The organism is Flavobacterium sp. CG_9.10 (assembly GCF_015752245.1).
GTDB lineage: Bacteria > Bacteroidota > Bacteroidia > Flavobacteriales > Flavobacteriaceae > Flavobacterium.
This window is the reverse complement of the sequence record NZ_JADOVD010000002.1, coordinates 233,170-253,218: the sequence shown is the minus strand read 5'-3', so window position 1 is coordinate 253,218 and position 20,049 is coordinate 233,170. Positions and strand designations below refer to the sequence as shown.

Below are 20,049 nucleotides of genomic sequence, written 5' to 3'. Positions count from 1 at the left end.
ATGTATTCCCAAAGATTATCCAGAAATTTAAGTTAAATGTTGCACAAATGATTTTGTTCCAAAAACATTGAATACTGTCCCCGCAGATTTTATGAAATGGTTCAAAAATCAACTCCAAACTCCTCTTAAATAAATTTGAAATTATTCCTTTATTACTTTTTTACTAATTATCCCTTTATCGCTATTTACTTTTATTAAATACACACCGCGTTGAACATTGAACGGAATTTCTATTGTATTAAGATTTGGTAATTTTTTCAAAGTACTTATTTGTTGACCAATGATATTGTAAATTATAATTTCTTTAATATCAATTGATTGAATTTTAGTAACAATCAATTTCTTTTTTAGCTCATTATTGTATATCATCAGCATTGATTCCGGCAATTCGTTTTCTTTTATGGCTAATGATTTGTCTGTTTGAAAAGTCAATTCAAAACGATTATTATAAGTCCCCACAGGCAAATTGACTTCAGCTACTTTATCAGTAATATCATAATAAACTGCAGTTTCCTTATCGTGTATAAATATTTTTTGATTCGCAGGTAAAAATTCTGCACTATCAACGATAAACTGAACATTACCGATTGTATCCGTTTTCACACCTACCGGATATGCTTTGTTAACATCAAATGCACCAACACCTTGAATAGTGTATTCCAAGTCATTAATCAGAAAATAGGAATCGTTGGTTTGTGTATCTATTTGATACCCATCATAACCTAAATCTATACCATCTGTTGCCTTTTCATTCATAAACCCAATTAACAATTGTCTGTGATATTTATTAGCTGTATTAAACCCAAGCCTAATTTTTGGATTGTAATCATTATAAACGGAATCATTAGAATTATCCGTGAAGTGATTAACAGTTGTTATTTCTGTCTTTTTCTTTGGACTAAATTTGAACAAGGTATTGGAAATCGGAACTAATAAATCATCTATATCATTTTCCTTTACAAAAGAACGTTGATTATTATTAAATATAACTGGTACAGATCCAACTACCCCTATTTTTCCCAATACAAAAAATCCTTGACCAACTGGTATGTATTGATATGATAACTTAGCGCTTGTTCCAAGACCAGTAATTCCAATTGGAGCTACGGGAGGAGTTCCGCCAGTTAAAGTTAATGTAGCATAACCACCGGTGTATCCAGAAAGTATATGTGTATTATTCGCCGGAGAATGTTGCCAAAAATAAAGTTCTCCTGTCAATACACCATCAATAGTATTAATATTATCGTTTATAAACGCATACGCATCTAAAGCCGAAGGATAAGGATTTCCTACTAAAAATAAGTTATCCGCCAAAACAGAATTACCATTAATAAGCCCATTATAAGGTTTTCCCACAAATGTATAATTCTGGGTTAAAGTATTCGATGAATCAATTTCTCCTGCACCTTTTAAGGTAAACCCTTGAGAAGGAAGAATGAAGTTTGCAACATCATTTGTGCCTTCTGTAAAATGTTTCCAATCGGCATATTCTGTTCCATTCTGAAATTTATACAGCCAATATCGTGCTAAACTTATGGGAGTAGTTAAACTGCCATTATAACCATTTACCCAATTTATATTTTGAGGATTTGCTGTAGACCCATCTTTAAAAACATCATTAACAGTATAAGCATTGTTGTTAGAACTACTATTTATGGGTCCCACAGGAGAAGACCAGTAATTGTAATTATCTTTATTTGGCGTTCCTTGTTGGTTTCTTTTTATAAATCCTTTACTGCTGACATCGAGATCACTATTGAGTGTTTGAACTAATTGAGAGCGACCCTTTAAGTCAATTAAACCATCCAATTTTAAATAGTGAGATACCTCTACTTTGCTATCATTATTAACGGATAATGTTTTATAGGTTGTAGCATCAGTCCCTTCAACAAATAACCCTAGGACCGTTTTGTTTCCTGTCGATGTAATATTATGTTTAATATTTACAATATTTCCATTAACTGTTAACCCACCAGGAATGATAGAAACAGAATTAGGAATAGTTTGAATGGCGCCATTTTTCCAAGTAGCAGCTAAACTCCACGCACCGTCAGCTATAGTTTCATAAGGTAGTGGAGCAGTCTGTGTATTAAGTAACTGTTTATTTTTATTTAAATATTTAATCCTCAAAAAATTTCGCTCACCAGTCAAACCTTCGACAGTGGTACCGTAAAAAACATTAAAGTCATAGTAAGCTACAAGTAATGACCAATCAACCGTTTTAAATTCATTTTTGGTAATGCTTTGTGGTAACACTTTACCGCTGACTTTACCATCAGAATATTTTTCCATCTCCTGATTCATCAAATAATTTATTTGATTAGATGTTAATGCCATATCCCAAATATTTATTTGGTCAATTTCACCTAGAAATGGATTGATGATATTGTTTTTGTCGACATACAAGGCACCTACAGAAAACCTGTTAAAATTAGGAGAAGGATTTTGCAAATTAAAACTGGCATTGTCTTTTACCCCATCAATATATAAATCTGCTGCCCCATAATAGTAAACGGCTACTACATAATGCCATTTGCCATCAGCCACAGCCGTCACCGAGGTAAATCGCGGGACACCATCCCAACAAGCCTCAACTTTATGTGCAGCATTCAATCGAATTTGCAATTCATTTCCTTTTCCAAATATTGTCCTATAAGCAGTGCTTGCACCGTCATTTCTAATCCAGCAACCCACTGTAAAAGCACCACTCTTTAGATTTAATGCATATTCCCCAACTAAGAAATCTTTATCACTAGTGTTTCCGGTGCTATTAACTAATTGCTTAACTTCTTGTCGTTGTGCAACTCCAAATGTAAAATACTTCGTTCCATCAAAATCGTACCATGTTTGATAACTAGCAGTTCCTTGCTTGTCTAGTATAGGATTACCATATACATCTTTACTAATCTTAAGTGGAATAATATCAATTATATCAGAATTTGTGAAATTTGAATTATCCGCTACAATTAAAACGTATTCCTCAGTAACAGCTTTAGGTAAATTAGAAAAAGCAGTTTCAGGTATACCTACAAAAACATTTCCTACATCACCATCGACATCATTCTTAGTTTCTACAATTTTCCATTTTTTATTAATGCGGTTGGCAGTAGTAGTAATGCCCGAAGCTATGCTAACTGTGTTGCTCCCTGCTATGGCAAAAGTACCATTATCAGAGCCCCACACTAGGAAATCGCGGTCTTTTTTAAACTCATTTATATTACCACTATTAGTCGTAGCAATTACTCCCAATCCTATAGTCACCGCTTTGACATCATTATTACTTTTGGATTGTTTTTGGTATAGATCTGAAGCCACATCTTTACCTATTCCAGTAATGTTATAATTAAATCCCGCATTTGTAGTTGCATTCCATATAATTGAGCCGGCAGAATCTAGATAATTAGTACTCGTACCATTAACTCCTAGCGTAATACCGTATTTAATGGCCAAATACGATTCGATTTTAGGTCTATTCCCATCTAAAACTCGTGAAGCATAAGAGATAATTTCTGCTACTCTTCCGTTTAAATTTCCATTTGCACCACCGCTATTGATGTTTTTACCAATGTTATAAGGTGTTCCTTTAAATAAATTAGGAGTTACGCTAGTGTCAGTAAATCCCAGGTTAGCAAATGCTACTGTATTGGTAATAGCCCCTATAATATTAGTATTGAACAGCATTTCAACACCGGCACTAGCTGTGTTGGTTTTATTGCGAGTGTTGATAATTCCAGCAATGGAATAATCTCCCGAACTGTCGGCTACACTATAATGATTCCCTACATTGTCTTGCCATTGGCCAAACCATACACGCTCATCTGCATAACGTGAGGTGAAATTTCCAAAACCAATTCCCGTATGTTCCCCCGTCACTATTGGGTAAGAAGGACTAGCCGCAGAGGTTCCTGATATAATGGTCATAGGTGCAGTTGATCCATCAATGGTTAAATCTGGCTGAACAACGACAAATGTTTCATGTGTATAATAGCCATTATCAATATTATACATAAATTGACTGGTAGATGCGTCATTCTTAAATTTGACAACAGGATTGTAGTTAATATTATTGCTGGTATCATCTAGAAATGTAGGCATATTAGCAGCAGTAGTTTGTGATGCGTCCTTCCCTGTTGACCCTAAATCTTTCCAAAGTGAAACAGCATAATTTGTCGATACTGCACTTCCTGAACTTATTCCTCTATTGGATTTTAGCCACAATCTGAAGTCAGGATTCCCTCCTCCAGGTCCATTGATATTAGGGTTATACCCTTCACCACTAAGCACAAAATTATAAGGACTTTTACTGGTGTCATTGCTAGGTATGCTAATTATAGCATACTTTATCCCTGGTGAAAGCGGCAAAAATCTTATTACAAAATAAGAGTTAGCTCCCGGCTGAATAATATTACTTGACGGCGTGCCGGCAGCAGAAGGATAAGGTGTTGGAGCAACAACAAGTGCAAAGTCAGTAGATTGTACTCCTGTAATAGGATTATAACCAAAACATGTAAGAGCCCCCAAATCCAAAGGACAGGTTCCTGTATTCGTGATTATATAATTTCTAGTCGTGAAATTACCTACAGTTTGTGTTCCAAACAGCGTTCCGTTCGATGATGTGGCCACAGTTTGACCGTTAGGAACCGTTTGAGTAGGCGATCCGCCCAGTACGGAAATGGATGGCTTATTGCTGTAAGAAAGTATAAATGAAAATTCTGGATAATTCTTAGCGTTTGAATGAATTGTCACTACGGAACCCGTAAACGACCCACATTCTGTGTTTAATTTTCTGACTTTAAAGGTCGAAGGACTATCTTTTTTGATATTAAAACCTGGCCTAGTCAACAACATAAAGTCGATACCAGTTATTGTCACCTCCGGATTGGCAAGAACCAAAGACGGATTTCCATTTGAAGTTGGGATATTTTTGATGGTAAATTCTACAATGGTACTCGAACCAAAGTCTACTGTTGATCCGTTTACGATTTCTATTCCGTTGCCATAATAGACATGTATGGCTTGGCTAGTATTTTGCGAGAAAAGCAATGCAGACCAAAGCAGCGCAAAAGCAAACAGAATATTTTTTGGGTAGTTTTTTTTCAAAGTGCTATTTTTTTGAATGTTTAACAAAAAAAATTTATTTTGTGGCTTAAAATTAACAATTTTAATACGAAATACAAAATTAATTACAAAATTAAATCGATTAAATACAATATTAATCGACTAAGTATGTTAATTTGTTATTTTCATCAACCTGTATTTTATTTAAAATACTGACATTCAGACTAATAATATAATTTCCCAATGCTAAAAATCATAAGTATTTTTATTAACAATTCAGCTGATTCTTTGGGTATTTTCAATTTGGTCTAAATTAAAGCGAATACAAAATAGGTAAAGACCTACTTTAATGTAAAATTTTAGATTCTGAAAAAATAAAAAACGCTCTTTATCAATCTCAATTTTTGTTAAATTTGTATAAAATTGTTTGTTTATGGAAATTCGAATCGAAGCTGTTCAGGTTGCAGAGTCCTTCAATATGAAAAAATTTCGTACGGAATTTGGTGTGGAAATATATTCGGGTTCCACTTCAGAAGTTTTTTACGCCATGGAAGACACAGGGCGCTTTTTATACGTTTTTGACTATGGCGTAGTAGTATTCGCTAATTATGATGTGCATGCCAAAAGTGAATTGATCCGTTTTATAAAAAATTACGCCACAACCCTTGTGGATTTGGATTTGTTCGAGGAATACCGAATTGAGACGGACGAAAAATTGCAAAAGGTCACCGTAAAAAATAATTACGTCACGGTTCCTCAAATAGATTCTTCTATTTTACGCATTGTAATGCTCAATATTGGGCAATCCGTGGCGCTCGAATATTATGAAGTACTGACGGACGAACTTATTTCATCCTCAAAACATTTTATTCTGCAATTGGAACAACACGGCAAAATCAGTATTTCAAAAACCAATTTACTAAAATACATTGGCAAAGTTTTGAATGTAAAAAACAGTATTGTCGACAATTTATACATCTTGGATGATCCGAACTTAGTTTGGGACAATGAAGAACTTGATTTACTAAACCGAAACCTCAAAGCCAATTTTGATATCAATACCCGTTTCAAAGACCTTGATTACCGCTTGCAAATTGTAGAAAATAATCTGACTCTTTTTACTGATGTTTTGAACGTAAGGGAAAGCTCCCGACTGGAATGGATTGTTATTATTTTAATCGCTTTAGAAATAATGATTGCTTTATTTTTTCATTGATGATAATGCAGTAATTACATTTTTATGAAAGCAATTTTATTTCCATTTATATCTTTAAATCTTCCAAAGTCAAATTAGAAACAACCGATTTATTTTCCTCTAAAATATTGGTATTTAGAGCAAAATCATCACTTTTCTTTATCAAAAGCCAAGCATTTTTTTGTTTGATTTTTAATTTCACTAATGCAAATTCTCCTTTTAATTTCTTCCCTTTAAGAATAAAACTAAGGTGTCCTTTTTGCAAATCTGTTTCTAAAATATTTTCAATTTCATCGTTATTTTTTTGTTCCTCCACTAAAGAATAGGTACCATTATCCCAAACAATAACGGAACCTGCACCGTAATTTCCTTCGGGAATTATCCCTTCAAAGTCTTTGTAACTGTACGGATGATCTTCGACCATAATCGCAAGTCTTTTGTCGGCTGGATTCATTGATGGACCTTTAGGTATTGCCCAACTTTTTAATACACCACCCATTTCCAACCGAAAATCATAGTGCAAATGCGATGCTGCATGTTGTTGCACTACAAAAATCAATTCGGTTTCAGACTTTCCAATTTCACCTTCGGGTTCATTGGTCGCATTAAAATCGCGCTTTTTCTTATATTTATCCAAGGACATAGCAAAATGAATTTATCGTTGTACAAGATGAAATTTATGATGTACATTAATAAAACGACACTCTAGAAAAACAGCATTTAAATAATACAATTTTCTAAAGTTCTTTAGCTTTTTATTCCGTCATTTTCATCTAAATCACTGTGGTTATCACCACCAATACTGTAATAATTATTTTCTTCGTCTTCACTTCCTATATTCTCTTCATCATTATCTAATTCTGAACCAGGTATATCCAAATCTCCGCCAGATACATCGTCTTCAAAATCTTTTTCATTAAATTCCGTGACATTATCTATTTCAACGGGTATTTTCTTTTTCGAAATATCTTCCGGGTTAATATCGCTCTCTTTGTGAAACTTATTATAAATATCTTCACTTGGTGGATATAAAAGAGAATCTGGCACTTTATTTATATCTTCTTTATCTGACTTCATTGCATTATGTTTTGATTTATCAGCTTGATTTTCCATTAGATTTTTTTTTAATTTATTGATTACTAAGTTAACCTTTTTTGTCCAAAAATGCATTTTATTTAACTTTAAAAGAAGAGAAACGGACTAAAACCAAGAGACTAAATCCTGACGGGATTTTTAAAATTAACAATAAATCCAAAAAAATAAGCTCTCACAGTATCAATTCCCTTGTGTCAAAAAATATTTTTGTAGCAGTAGTAGAAAATATCATTTTAGAATCTTGAATCTATTTCGTTTTATAATTTATTTAATGACTTATATCATATAATCAATGCTTTAAATAAGCGACCTTTGAGTAGAACAATTACTGCTTTGCAGTTGAATATCACTTATCTCAATATCATAATTGCATCGGCCTTTAGAAGGGTAAGAATTCAAATTTAGGTCGTCACGATAAATTCATTCTAATAATTGAGGAAATAATATTAAAAAAAATAAAAATGGAACAAACTAAAACAATGAAAGCTCTTGTATATGGCGGACCAGGTAAAATTGAATTAAAAGATGTCCCGTTACCTAAAATTGAAAAAACCACTGATGTACTGGTAAAAATACTTAAAACCACTATTTGCGGCACAGACTTAGGCATTTTACACGGAAAAACCCCATCCGTGAAACCTGGAACGACTTTGGGACACGAAGGAGTTGGCGTAATTGAAGAAATTGGAACTTCTGTTAGAAATTTTAAAAAAGGAGACCATGTAATTATCTCCTGCATCACATCAGATGGTAGTTGCGAATATTGCAAAAAACAAATGTATGCGCATTGTGAAGACGGCGGTTGGATTTTAGGACATCTTATTAATGGTACTCAAGCAGAATACGTGCGAATTCCACATGCCGATAACAGTCTCTATCTTATCCCTGATGGATCTGATGAAGAAGCTCTAGTAATGTTAAGCGACATTTTACCTACGGGACACGAAATTGGCGTGATTAATGGCGGTGTAAAACCCGGAGACACCATTGCGATTGTAGGCGCTGGACCTATAGGAATGTCAGCCTTGCTTACGGCGCAGTTCTATTCTCCTGCTAAAATATATATGATTGATATTGATGAAAATCGGTTGGAAATGGCGAAAAAATTTGGAGCGACCCATACTATTAATTCCACCAAAGAAGATGTTGCAAAAAGAATTAAATCGGAAACCAAGGATGGTGTAGATGTGGCTATCGAAGCAGTTGGAGCGCCAGCTACGTTTGATATATGCCAGAAAATTGTTCGTCCCGGTGGACACATTGCCAATATTGGAGTACATGGAAAACCGGTAGAATTGCAAATTCAGGATTTATGGATTCAAAACATCACTATAACAATGGGGTTGGTAAATACGAATACTACTCCAATGCTTTTGAAAACGGTTTCCTCTGGAAAATTAGAACCTTCTAAACTGATAACTCATCATTTTAAATTAAAAGAAGTCCTTAAAGCCTATGAAGTTTTTGGCAATGCAGGGAAAGAAAAAGCGATGAAGGTAATTATTGAACCCTAAAATCTGTTTCGGATTTTGAATCATTTTTTTTTATTATCATCTAATGATAGTAAGAAAGCAAATCATAATTTCAAGACCATTCCAAGAAGTGAAAAGTAATGCAATCGAGGGGAATTCTCTTTACTCCTACTCGATTACATTACTTCTTTATTTTTAAAATTAAAAGATAATTACCGCTTTATAACTTTAAAATTTATTGCTAATTTAACAACAAAGATAATTGCGGTTGCATTAATTATCGTAATATTGCAATATAAATATATAGCGATGGGAATTACTAAAACACAACATTTTACGGAGGAGCAAAACGAATTGGCTATTCTTGCCAAAGCATTGGGTCATCCGGCTCGTATTGCCATAATAGAACATCTTATAAAAGTTGATAGTTGCATCTGCGGAGATATTGTAAACGAATTGCCTTTGGCACAACCTACGGTTTCGCAACATCTGAAAGAATTAAAGAATGCTGGGCTCATTAAAGGAAATTTCGAAGGCGCATCGATTTGCTATTGCCTTAACGAAGAAGGGTTTGAGAAAATAAAAGGCTTTTTTACCCTGATCAATACCTATTTAGAAAACAAGAAAAACCAATGTTGTTAATTTTTAAATTATAAAAAAAATGAAACTATCAGAAATTAAAAAACAGTTGAGCACGTTAGAAAACGTTGTATTTGTATTGCCAAACGGAACTTATGTTCCAGAACATTTTCACGTAACTGAAGTGGGTTTAATCACTAAAAACTTTATTGATTGTGGTGGAAAAGTCCGTAATGAGAACGTTGTGAATTTCCAATTGTGGGATGCCAATGATTTTGATCACCGTCTTAAACCAAAAAAATTATTGGATATAATTGAATTATCTGAAAAAATACTGGGCATTGAAGATAATGAAGTAGAAGTGGAATTTCAGAGAGAAACGATTGGTAAATACGATTTGGGTTTTAACGGTACAGCATTTACCTTATTAAACAAACAAACCGCTTGTTTAGCTGAAGACCAATGTGGCATTCCAGCAGAAAAACAGAAAGTGAAATTGTCTGAGATTTCAAACCAAACCAATAGCTGCACTCCTGGTGGCGGCTGTTGCTAATTCTTTAAAATAATAAAATGACTTTAACCAAAACCATTCTATTCCCGGAAATTGAAAAAGCAATCCTTACTTTAGATTTAAAAAGCATAACAGCAGAACGTAAAATTATTTTGCAACCGCTTGTTGATTTTATCCAAAACAAAGTTTCCAACCAACAAGAAGTTAGGCTGAACTTCATTTGTACCCACAATTCAAGAAGAAGTCATTTGTCACAAATTTGGGCGCAAACAGCAGCAGCTTATTTCAATATAAAAAATGTTTTTTGTTATTCGGGTGGCACTGAAGCGACAGCATTATTCCCTATGGTTGCAAAAGCATTGGAGCAATCCGGATTTAAAATTAAAGCTATTTCTGAAGGAAATAACCCAATTTATACAATAAAATATGGGGAGAATGAACATCCAATTATCGGTTTTTCTAAAACGTATGATGATAATTTTAATGCTCAAAGTGAATTTGCGGCTATACTGACTTGCTCACAAGCGGATGGCGGTTGTCCTTTTATTGCAGGAGCCGAAAAGCGGATTCCAATCACTTTTGAAGATCCAAAAGCATTTGATAATAAACCACAACAAGCCCAAAAATATCAGGAACGCAGTTTGCAAATTGCAACCGAAATGTTTTTTGTATTCTCTCAAATAAAATCTCAATAATGGCCGCTAAAAAAAGATTAAATTTTCTCGATAGTTACCTTACACTTTGGATATTTCTAGCAATGATAATTGGGGTTTGCATAGGATATTTCATCCCTTCCAGTAGCAGTTTTATCAATTCCTTTTCAAGCGGTACGACCAATGTTCCTCTAGCAATCGGGTTAATATTAATGATGTATCCGCCATTGACTAAAATTGATTTTTCGAAAATTCCTTTAATGTTTGAAAAACCAAAATTACTGACCGCCTCTTTCTTAATCACCTGGATTGTAGGTCCATTTTTAATGTTTTTATTAGCAACATTTTTTTTGAAAGATTACCCGGAATACATGACTGGTTTAATCATAATTGGAATTGCACCTTGTATCGCCATGGTAATTGTATGGAACGAATTAGCCGAGGGAAATCGGGAATTAACCGCAGGTTTAATTGGAATAAACAGCTTACTTCAAGTCCTCTTTTTTAGTTTATACGCTTATTTCTATTTGGAAATCATGTTGCCATTATTTGGAATAAAAGGTTTGGAATTAAATATTACAGTTGCTGAGATTGCAACGACAGTCGGAATTTATTTAGGAATTCCATTTGCACTAGCAGTAATTAGTCGCTATACCATCAAAAAATTCATTGGTGACAAATGGTTCAATCAAAAGTTTATTCCGTTTGTTTCTCCCATTACTTTGATTGCTTTGCTTTTTACAATTGTAGTCATGTTCAGTTTAAAAGGCGAAATGATTGTTGACTTGCCTTTTGATGTGATTAGAATTGCTATTCCGCTGGTGATTTTCTTTACTATCATGTTTTTCCTGATGTTTTTTGTTTCCAAAAAAATAGGGGCAAATTATAGAGATGCTGTTGCACTATCATTCACTGCATCTGGAAATAATTTTGAATTGGCAATTGCAGTTTCAATCGGAGTTTTCGGAATCAATAGCGGACAGGCATTTGCAGGAGTTATAGGGCCATTAGTAGAAGTTCCGGCTTTGATAATTCTGGTTAATGTCGCTTTTTGGTTAAGAAAAAAATATTATTCTAATTAAGTTTTAGTAATTTATAAAATAGAAAAAACCCAAAATTAAATAGATTTTGGGTTTTCTTATAATAACTAAAAGCAGCAATAAACTATTCTACCGGTAAAATAAGTGTTGAAGTGATTGCTTCTAATACTTCAAAAGCTGTTTCTGCCATCTTATTTCCTTTGGTGTCCAATAATGGATTTACTTCCACAAATTCGATACAAACTACCTTTTTGGTTTGGATAATTTGATTGATGATTGCAATAATTTCGTACTGATCGAAACCCTTTGGAACTGGAGTTCCCGTTCCATACGAAATCATATCACAATCCATGGAATCTACATCAAAAGAAATATACAAAACTTCACAATGCGATAATTTTGACAATGCTTCAGTAACACATTTCTGCAAACCTCGATAACGCACTTCATCAACTTTATAATTTTTGATATGCAATTTTTCAATTTGCTTATCTTCCTCTTCCTCGGTATCACGAACACCAAAATAAATCAGGTTTTCCGCCAAAACTTTCGGTCCTTGATAGCCAATATTTTTCATATCTTCCCAATGCTGCTGTGTTTCAGCTGGGACTTCGTTATTCTGACAACTCAAATTATCATCACCAAGTGCTGCAGACAAAGGCATTCCGTGAATATTTCCAGAGGGTGAAGTGTAAGGTGAATGCAAATCAGCATGAGCATCAATCCAAAATACGCCAATATCTTGCGAGGGATACGCCGCTTTGATTCCACTTAAAGTTCCTAACGCCGAAGAATGATCTCCTGACAATACTATTGGAAAATAATTCCCTTGAATATTTTTTTTAACTGCATGACAAACTCGGGTACATTGCTCCACAACGTGTTCAATCCTTTTGGCCGAAGAACTTCGATTTTTATCATAAATGGATTCGTTATGCGTTTTTACATCTTCAAATTCAAATTGATTAAAATAATCACTGTTTTGATTGATTGCTGCAATTTCGATTGCATCAATACCCATATCGGAACCTCTTGTTCCTGCACCAATATCGGATCTGTTTTTTATTAATTTTATTGCTTTTTCCATTGTAATAACCATTATCTGAAATCGTTTAAGGCCTTTTCAATAATCGCAAGACACTCGTGAATTTGAGTTTCGGTAATCACTAATGGCGGAGCAAATCGAATTTTATTTCCGTGTGTTGGTTTTGCCAATAGACCATAATCTCTAAATTTCATACAAATATCCCAAGCCAAATCGGATTCCTCGTCACTATTAATCACAATAGCATTTAATAATCCTTTACCACGAACCAATGTAATTATAGGATTTCTTGAAGCAATGTCGTTAAGACCTTTTCTCAAAATAACTCCTAATCTTTCAGCATTTTCCGCCAAATTTTCTTCTCTCACAACTTCAAGTGCAGCAATGGCAACGGCCGCTGCAACTGGATTTCCACCAAAAGTTGATCCGTGTTGTCCTGGTTTGATTACATCCATAATCTCGTTATTTGCCAAAACAGCCGAAACCGGATAAACACCACCTGAAATGGCTTTACCTAAAATAAGGATATCTGGTTTTACTTCTGGTTTATTTTCGCAACCTTTTTTACAATCACAATTCCCACAAGTCGCCAACAATCTTCCGGTACGAGCAATTCCTGTTTGAACTTCATCTGCAATAAATAAAACGTTGTGTTGTTCACAAAGTGCTTTGGCTTTCGCCAAATAACCTTCGGTAGGAACGTAAACACCAGCTTCTCCCTGAATTGGTTCCACTAAGAAACCTGCTATATTTTTTGTTGATTTTAAAACATTTTCCAATGCGTCAATATCATCGTATGGTATTTTTATAAATCCTTCTGTAAACGGACCAAAGCTTTTACGTGCATTTTCATCATTCGAAAACGAAATAATAGTAGTGGTTCTTCCGTGGAAATTGTTTTCACAAACTATTATTTGTGCTTGATTTTCAGGAATTCCTTTAACTTCGTACGACCATTTTCTACATATTTTTAAAGCAGTTTCTACTGCTTCAGCTCCCGTATTCATTGGTAAAACCTTATCGAAATAAAAATATTTCGTCATGAATTCTTCATACGGACCCAATTGATCGTTATAAAAAGCACGTGAAGTCAAAGTAAGTGTTTGCGCTTGTTTAACCATAGCACCCACAATTTTAGGATGACAATGTCCTTGATTAACCGCAGAATAAGCAGATAAAAAATCAAAATATTTCTTTCCGTCAATATCCCAAACATGTACTCCTTCTCCTCTTTCCAAAACTACCGGTAAAGGATGGTAATTATGAGCACCGTATTTATTTTCTTTTTCTATCAACTCGTTAGACTTTGAAGAAAGTGTTTGATCAATGTGTTCCATGACTTTATATTTTTTAAAACTTTGAAACAAAAATAACTAATATTTTTTATTTTACAAGAATATTTGATAATTTTGACTTACTTTTAATTAAAAAAAGTTAAATTTACTTTTATTTGTACGAAATTAAGTCATTTTACAATATTTAATGAAATGATTTTCGCCCAATAATATAAAAAATAATAATTACTTTTATACTTCTAAAAATACCCTTACAACTTAAAAATAAATTCCAATGGACGCATTAGATGAATTCGATATAAATATCATTAAAGAATTGGAAAAAGACGGCCGAATGGCGTATTCAGCAATTGCCACTGCTTTGAAAATATCCAATACAATGGTTCACCAGAGGATAAACCGATTAATCGAACAAGGAATAATCGTGGGGATAAAGCCCATTATAAACGAGAAAAAAATAGGATATGACTGGGCCTCATTCACTGGCATCACTTTAAACAAAGACCAGGATTCGAATCGAATTATTGAAGAATTAAAAAACATTCCAGAAATCACAGAATGTTATTATGTAACGGGCTCTTTTACGCTATATATAAAAATTGTCGCGCAAGACCATGAGCACATGAGAAAGATTCTTTACGAAAAAATAGACAACATTCCCGGCATTTCAAAAACAGATTCTATCATAGAGTTGGGATGTGCTTTTAAAAGAAACATATCGCTTTAAAAAGAAATAATTTGGTGTCATTCCAAAGATTAAAGGAGTATTTATAACGAAATTCAAAAATTTAAAATTCAATAAAATGGATCATTTCAAAAGAAAAATCGCTGTACTATTTTTATTTTTTTGCTGTACTACTCAAGTATTTTCTCAAAACAGCAATTTAATAGAAATTAAAAGGCTTCAAAAATCTGCACAACAAGTAACGATTATCCGAGACAATTGGGGAATTGCTCATGTGTATGGAAAAACGGATGCAGATGCGGTTTTTGGCATGCTTTACGCGCAGTGCGAAGACGATTTTAAACGTGTAGAAATGAATTATATAGAAAAACTAGGTCGTCTTTCAGAAATAAAAGGACAGTCGGTTTTATATAATGATTTAGAAATACGACTTTTAATGGATGCCAATGAAGCCAAGGCCGATTATAAAAAAGCAGCACCTTGGCTGAAAAAATTATTGAATAGTTATGCTGATGGAATTAACTTTTACTTGCACAAACACCCCGAAGTGAAACCTGCTTTATTAACTCATTTTGAACCTTGGTTTCCTTTGCTTTGGACAGACGGAAGCATTGGTGCCATCAGCACTGCAGATTTAACGACTGGTGAACTCAAAGCTTTCTACTCTGGAAACACGGATAAGGTTGCTTATGTAGAAAGAGAGAAAGACGTGCAAACTGGTTCTAATGGTTTTGCTTTGGCTCCAGCCAAAACGGCTTCGGGAAATGCTATTCTTTACATTAATCCGCACACGACTTTTTACTTTAGACCTGAAATACAAATGAGCAGCGAAGAAGGATTGAATGCATATGGTGCGGTAACTTGGGGACAATTTTTTATATACCAAGGATTTAATGAAAATTGCGGCTGGATGCACACTTCCTCTAATGTGGATGTCGCCGATATGTATGCCGAAAAAATTATAACCAAAAACAATAAACTTTTCTACGAATACGACTCTAAATTAGTACCCGTTAGCGAAAAAATGATCTCCATTAATTATCTTGAAAGCGGAAAACAAATCACTAAAAAATTCAAAACATACTTTACAAGCCACGGTCCAATTATGGCCAAACGAGATGGGAAATGGATTAGTTTGAAATCGAATAATCGTTCGATGAATAGCTTGGTTCAAAGTTGGGTGAGAACAAAGTCGAAAGGATTTGACGAATATAAAAAAGCAATGGATTTAAAAGCCAACACATCTAATAACACCATTTTTGCTGACAATAAAGGAAACATTGCTTATTGGCACGGGAACTTTATTCCTATTAGAGATAAAAATCTGAATTGGTCAAAAGTTATGGACGGTTCCACATCAAAAACCGACTGGAAAGGATTGCATGATGTTTCTGAAACAGTTCATTTATACAATCCTACAAACGGTTGGTTGCAAAATTGCAATTCAACACCCTATTCCGTAGCGGGTGCCGATAGTCCAAAAAAGAAAGATTATATGCCTTACATGGCTCCTGACGGAGAAAGTTTCAGAGGAATAAATGCTGTTCGCTTGTTAAGCAAAGGCGAAAAATATACTTTAGACAAAATAATTGCCGACGGTTACGATACAAAACTGTCCGCTTTTGAGGTCCTAATTCCTTCTTTAATTTCGAGTTTTGAAAAAAATATTAATAAAAATGAACCCATTTATTCCGAATTATTAGAACCCATTACTACATTAAAAAAATGGGATTATTATTCGAATGAAAGTTCGGTAGCGACGACATTAGCCATTGAATGGGCATCCAAATTAAATCCTATCATTCAAAAAGTATATATTGATGAAGGCGAATTAGACCAAGTGGAAAACACTCAGAATTTTGCAAAAAATGCATCTTCAGATCAACTTATTCCGCAATTACAAATGGTCGTTAATGAATTGAAGGCTAAATTTGGAACCTGGCAAATTCCTTGGGGCGAAATCAATCGCTTCCAAAGACCATCTGGCGACATTGATTTAACTTATAATAATGCATTGGTGAGTTTGCCCATTGGTAATGCACCTGCTCTTTGGGGTTGTTTACCTGCTTATAAAAGCAATTATCAAAAAGGTACCAAAAAGCGTTACGGATATAATGGTAACAGTTTTGTGTGCGCGGTAGAATTTGGACCAAAAATAAAAGCCAAATCATTACTTGCTGGCGGAAACAGCGGTGATCCAAAATCGAAACACTTTTATGACCAGGCAGAAATGTATCGAAAAGGACAATTCAAAGACGTACTTTTTTATAAGGAGGATGTTCAAAAAAATGCGGAACGCACCTATCACCCCGGTGAATAGTTTTTTTCAACTTTTTATCATAAGAATTAAAAATACAGTCATAAGATAAAAAAATCAAAGTCTTAATTTTATGACAAATTAATTGAGAATTTTGTATAAATAAAAATAGCTAATATGAAAAATATATTCTTTGCCTTTTTAGGAATTCTAGTGTTCTCTAATGGCGCATTCGCACAATTGAAAGCCGTAAAATACACTGATGGAAATCAAAAATTAAATGGTTTATCAATTGTACCAAAAAAAGCAAGCAAAACTAAACCTGGAATTTTAATCCTTCCCGCTTGGAAAGGGATTGACACCCATGCAAAACAATCTGCGGAAAAACTTTCAAAAATGGGGTATTATGCCTTTGTCGCTGATATTTATGGTGAAGGAAATTATCCAACAAATATGCAGGAAGCAGGAAAACAAGCCGGTTTTTATAAAAAAAATGTAGCTGATTATCAACGACGCATTCAACTCGCTTTAGATCAATTAGTAAAAGCAGGTGCTAATCGTGATAATATTGTTGTAATAGGATATTGCTTCGGAGGAACGGGGGTACTTGAAGCTGCCAGAGCAGGAATGAAAATTAAAGGAGCAGTTTCTTTTCACGGTGGTTTAGGGCGCGATGCGACCCGAATGAACAATCCAATCACTACAAGAGTTTTAGTTTTACATGGTGCTGATGATCCTTACGAACCCAAAGAAGAAATTACTGCTTTTCAGCAAGAGATGCGTGATACAAAAGCAGATTGGGAAATGATTTATTATGCTAATGCAGTTCACGCCTTTACAGATCCTGAAGCAGGAAATGACAACTCTAAAGGAGCGGCTTACAATGAAAAAGCGGCTAAACGATCTTGGGAACGTATGAATTCTTTCTTAAAAGAAGTTTTGAAATAATTTATTAAATATATATTTTTAAAAAACGGTATAAGTTCTGGATTTTTGTTAGATTTATAAGTTGAAATTTAACAAAATCATAGAATTTATACTCTTTTTTTATGTCAAAAAGTAAAATCAGGAGCGACAAAACTTGTCTGAACTGCAGATATGTGGTCGAAAATAAATTCTGCCCTAATTGCGGACAGGAAAACACGGATACCAGAAAAACATTTCATCATTTGTTTATTCATTTTTTTGAAGATTTGACACATTATGAAAATGCGTTTTGGAAAACCATAAGAAACCTGTTATTCAAACCGGCGACTTTAACCAAGGAATATCTTTCCGGAAAGCGATTATCTTATTTGGCGCCAGTCCGGCTCTACATTTTTATCAGCTTTATTACATTTTTTTTAATTGCCATTTTTCCAAATAAAGAATCGGAACCTATAAAAATTGACGAAAAAAAACCAATCACAATTACAAATAAAGACACCAAAAAAGAATATCAGATTTTTGGGGAGCAATATAAATCAGTCAAAGAACTAGATTCCCTTCAGAAATACGCGCCACAGTCTAATAAATTAGACGATTTTAGTTATTGGATAACCAAGAAAGTATTAACTGTTACCGAAAACAATAGCAATCAAGAAATTATTAAAAAATTCTTGGAATCGTTTCTGCATAATTTACCGAAGGTTTTATTCATATTCATGCCTCTTTTTGCATTTTTTCTATGGCTTTTTCATAACAAGAAACGCTGGTATTACTTTGATCATGGTATATTTACCTTGCATTATTTTTCGTTCTTATTGCTAATTTTTTTAATCTTGTTTTTAATTACAAAGTTATTTTCGTTATTTGCATTGTCAGGTTTCGCCAGTTTCATTGAGGGAACAATTAATTTTATAGGATATAGCTGGATGGTTTATTATTTTTTTCCAGCACACCATAGATTTTACGGTGAAACACGATTAGTTTCCTTTATAAAAAGCAGCATCCTGTTTTTAATCAACGCTATTATAATTGTAATTATTCTTACTTTATATGCCATTTATACATTTATCAATTTACATTAAAATCATGAAAAAAATCCCTTTACTAGGTTTGTTATTCGTTTTAAGCACAAGTTGCACTAGTCAAAAAACCACTGTTGACAATGCTGACCCAACAAAATACATGAATACTATAACTGCCAATGAATTAAAAACACATCTTTATATTGTCGCTTCTGATTCGATGGAAGGCCGTGAAACCGGATCAGCAGGTCAGAAAAAAGCAGGAGTTTATCTTATCAATCAATACAAAAAAAACAATGTTCCTTTTCCTAAAGGAGCCAAAGATTACTACCAAAGAATTCCTGCGGCTTTCTTGAATGCCAAGCGAAATGAAAATTTAGCTGATTCAGAGAATATCTGGGCATTTATTGAAGGTTCTGAAAAACCAAACGAAGTCCTTGTCATTTCAGCGCATTACGATCACGTAGGAATTAAAAATGGCGAAGTATATAACGGTGCTGATGATGACGGTTCTGGAACCGTTGCTTTATTAGAGATTGCACAAGCATTCGAAAAAGCAAAAAAAGAGGGTCACGGTCCTAAACGGTCTATCCTTTTTCTACACGTTACCGGCGAAGAACATGGCTTACACGGATCTCGCTATTATTCTGAAAACCCCTTGTTTCCAATAGCAAACACAATAACTGACATCAATATTGATATGATTGGTCGTCGCGATGAGGCTCATGCAAATACTAATAATTACGTCTATGTAATTGGCGCAAACCGTTTATCAACTGATTTAGATAATATCTCCAGAATGGCAAACGCCAAGTACACCAAGTTAGATTTAGATTATAAATACAACGAATTATCAGATCCTAATCATTTTTATGAGCGTTCTGACCATTATAATTTTGCCAAAAACGGCATTCCTGCTGTTTTCATTTTTAATGGCGTCCATGCAGATTACCATCAAAAAACGGATGAACCAAATAAAATTGAATACGATGCTTTGGCTAAAAGAGCTCAATTTGCATTCGTAATTGCTTGGGAGTTGGCAAACAGAGAAAATAGACCTGTAGTCGATAAAAAAATAGAATAGTTATTTGGGCACATCCACGATTTCACTCCCGATAATTATCGGGAGTGAAATCGTCTTCGGGCTATACGCTACAATCTGCGCTGAAAAAAGCGCAGGATTTTCGCTGCTATCCCTTGTGCAAATCCGATAAA

16 protein-coding genes are annotated in these 20,049 nt (G+C 34.1%); 11 read left to right on the top strand and 5 right to left on the bottom strand.

Going from position 1 to position 20,049, the window contains the following annotated elements:
* Window positions 1–141 precede the first annotated feature (141 nt).
* Entirely contained in the window at window positions 142–5,100 is a 4,959-nt protein-coding gene (locus tag IWX84_RS02705) for a LamG-like jellyroll fold domain-containing protein (protein ID WP_196849220.1), read from the bottom strand.
* Between the two features lie 391 nt (window positions 5,101–5,491).
* Here IWX84_RS02705 and IWX84_RS02700 point away from each other — a divergent pair, with 391 nt between their 5' ends.
* Window positions 5,492–6,274 carry an RMD1 family protein gene (locus IWX84_RS02700; RefSeq protein WP_196849219.1) on the top strand — a complete coding sequence of 261 codons (783 nt, stop codon included), beginning with the start codon at window positions 5,492–5,494 and terminating at the stop codon, window positions 6,272–6,274.
* Between the two features lie 46 nt (window positions 6,275–6,320).
* Here IWX84_RS02700 and IWX84_RS02695 read toward each other — a convergent pair whose 3' ends face one another.
* The gene (locus IWX84_RS02695; protein ID WP_196849218.1) at window positions 6,321–6,896 is read right to left on the bottom strand and encodes a DNA polymerase ligase N-terminal domain-containing protein; all 576 of its coding nucleotides are present in this window, start codon (window positions 6,894–6,896) and stop codon (window positions 6,321–6,323) included.
* A gap of 104 nt (window positions 6,897–7,000) precedes the next feature.
* Window positions 7,001–7,366: a hypothetical protein gene (locus IWX84_RS02690; RefSeq protein ID WP_196849217.1), complete on the bottom strand. Its 366-nt coding sequence runs from the start codon at window positions 7,364–7,366 to the stop codon at window positions 7,001–7,003.
* A gap of 443 nt (window positions 7,367–7,809) precedes the next feature.
* On the opposite strand from IWX84_RS02690, the gene IWX84_RS02685 reads away from it, so the two are divergent.
* The 5 genes from IWX84_RS02685 (at window position 7,810) to arsB (ending at window position 11,645) form a co-directional block, all read left to right on the top strand.
* Window positions 7,810–8,862, top strand: coding sequence for a zinc-dependent alcohol dehydrogenase family protein (locus tag IWX84_RS02685; RefSeq protein ID WP_231385389.1), 1,053 nt, complete (start codon window positions 7,810–7,812; stop codon window positions 8,860–8,862).
* A gap of 267 nt (window positions 8,863–9,129) precedes the next feature.
* Entirely contained in the window at window positions 9,130–9,462 is a 333-nt protein-coding gene (locus IWX84_RS02680; protein WP_196849216.1) for an ArsR/SmtB family transcription factor, read from the top strand.
* A 19-nt stretch (window positions 9,463–9,481) separates the two neighbouring features.
* Window positions 9,482–9,952, top strand: a complete 471-nt coding sequence (locus IWX84_RS02675) for a DUF6428 family protein (RefSeq protein ID WP_196849215.1) — start codon at window positions 9,482–9,484, stop codon at window positions 9,950–9,952.
* A 17-nt stretch (window positions 9,953–9,969) separates the two neighbouring features.
* A complete protein-coding gene (locus IWX84_RS02670; protein WP_196849214.1) occupies window positions 9,970–10,605 on the top strand; it encodes a low molecular weight phosphatase family protein in 636 nt (211 codons plus the stop codon).
* Window positions 10,605–11,645, top strand: a complete 1,041-nt coding sequence (arsB, locus tag IWX84_RS02665) for an ACR3 family arsenite efflux transporter (protein WP_196849213.1) — start codon at window positions 10,605–10,607, stop codon at window positions 11,643–11,645. The genes IWX84_RS02670 and arsB overlap by 1 nt, the downstream gene beginning before the upstream one ends.
* 82 nt (window positions 11,646–11,727) lie before the next feature.
* On the opposite strand, the gene IWX84_RS02660 is transcribed toward arsB, so the two are convergent.
* Together IWX84_RS02660 and rocD are read right to left on the bottom strand one after the other, a co-directional pair.
* On the bottom strand, window positions 11,728–12,690 hold the full coding sequence (locus IWX84_RS02660) for an arginase (protein WP_196849268.1): 963 nt from the start codon (window positions 12,688–12,690) through the stop codon (window positions 11,728–11,730).
* A gap of 11 nt (window positions 12,691–12,701) precedes the next feature.
* Window positions 12,702–13,985, bottom strand: coding sequence for an ornithine--oxo-acid transaminase (rocD, locus tag IWX84_RS02655; protein WP_196849212.1), 1,284 nt, complete (start codon window positions 13,983–13,985; stop codon window positions 12,702–12,704).
* A 232-nt stretch (window positions 13,986–14,217) separates the two neighbouring features.
* Here rocD and IWX84_RS02650 point away from each other — a divergent pair, with 232 nt between their 5' ends.
* The 5 genes from IWX84_RS02650 (at window position 14,218) to IWX84_RS02630 (ending at window position 19,918) form a co-directional block, all read left to right on the top strand.
* The gene (locus tag IWX84_RS02650; RefSeq protein WP_196849211.1) at window positions 14,218–14,670 is read left to right on the top strand and encodes an Lrp/AsnC family transcriptional regulator; all 453 of its coding nucleotides are present in this window, start codon (window positions 14,218–14,220) and stop codon (window positions 14,668–14,670) included.
* A gap of 76 nt (window positions 14,671–14,746) precedes the next feature.
* Window positions 14,747–16,948, top strand: coding sequence for a penicillin acylase family protein (locus IWX84_RS02645; RefSeq protein ID WP_196849210.1), 2,202 nt, complete (start codon window positions 14,747–14,749; stop codon window positions 16,946–16,948).
* A gap of 114 nt (window positions 16,949–17,062) precedes the next feature.
* Window positions 17,063–17,833 carry a dienelactone hydrolase family protein gene (locus tag IWX84_RS02640; protein WP_196849209.1) on the top strand — a complete coding sequence of 257 codons (771 nt, stop codon included), beginning with the start codon at window positions 17,063–17,065 and terminating at the stop codon, window positions 17,831–17,833.
* Between the two features lie 101 nt (window positions 17,834–17,934).
* Complete coding sequence (locus IWX84_RS02635; protein WP_196849208.1) at window positions 17,935–18,894, top strand: DUF3667 domain-containing protein; 960 nt, start codon at window positions 17,935–17,937, stop codon at window positions 18,892–18,894.
* A 4-nt stretch (window positions 18,895–18,898) separates the two neighbouring features.
* A complete protein-coding gene (locus IWX84_RS02630) occupies window positions 18,899–19,918 on the top strand; it encodes a M28 family peptidase (RefSeq protein ID WP_196849207.1) in 1,020 nt (339 codons plus the stop codon).
* Window positions 19,919–20,049: the final 131 nt, after the last annotated feature.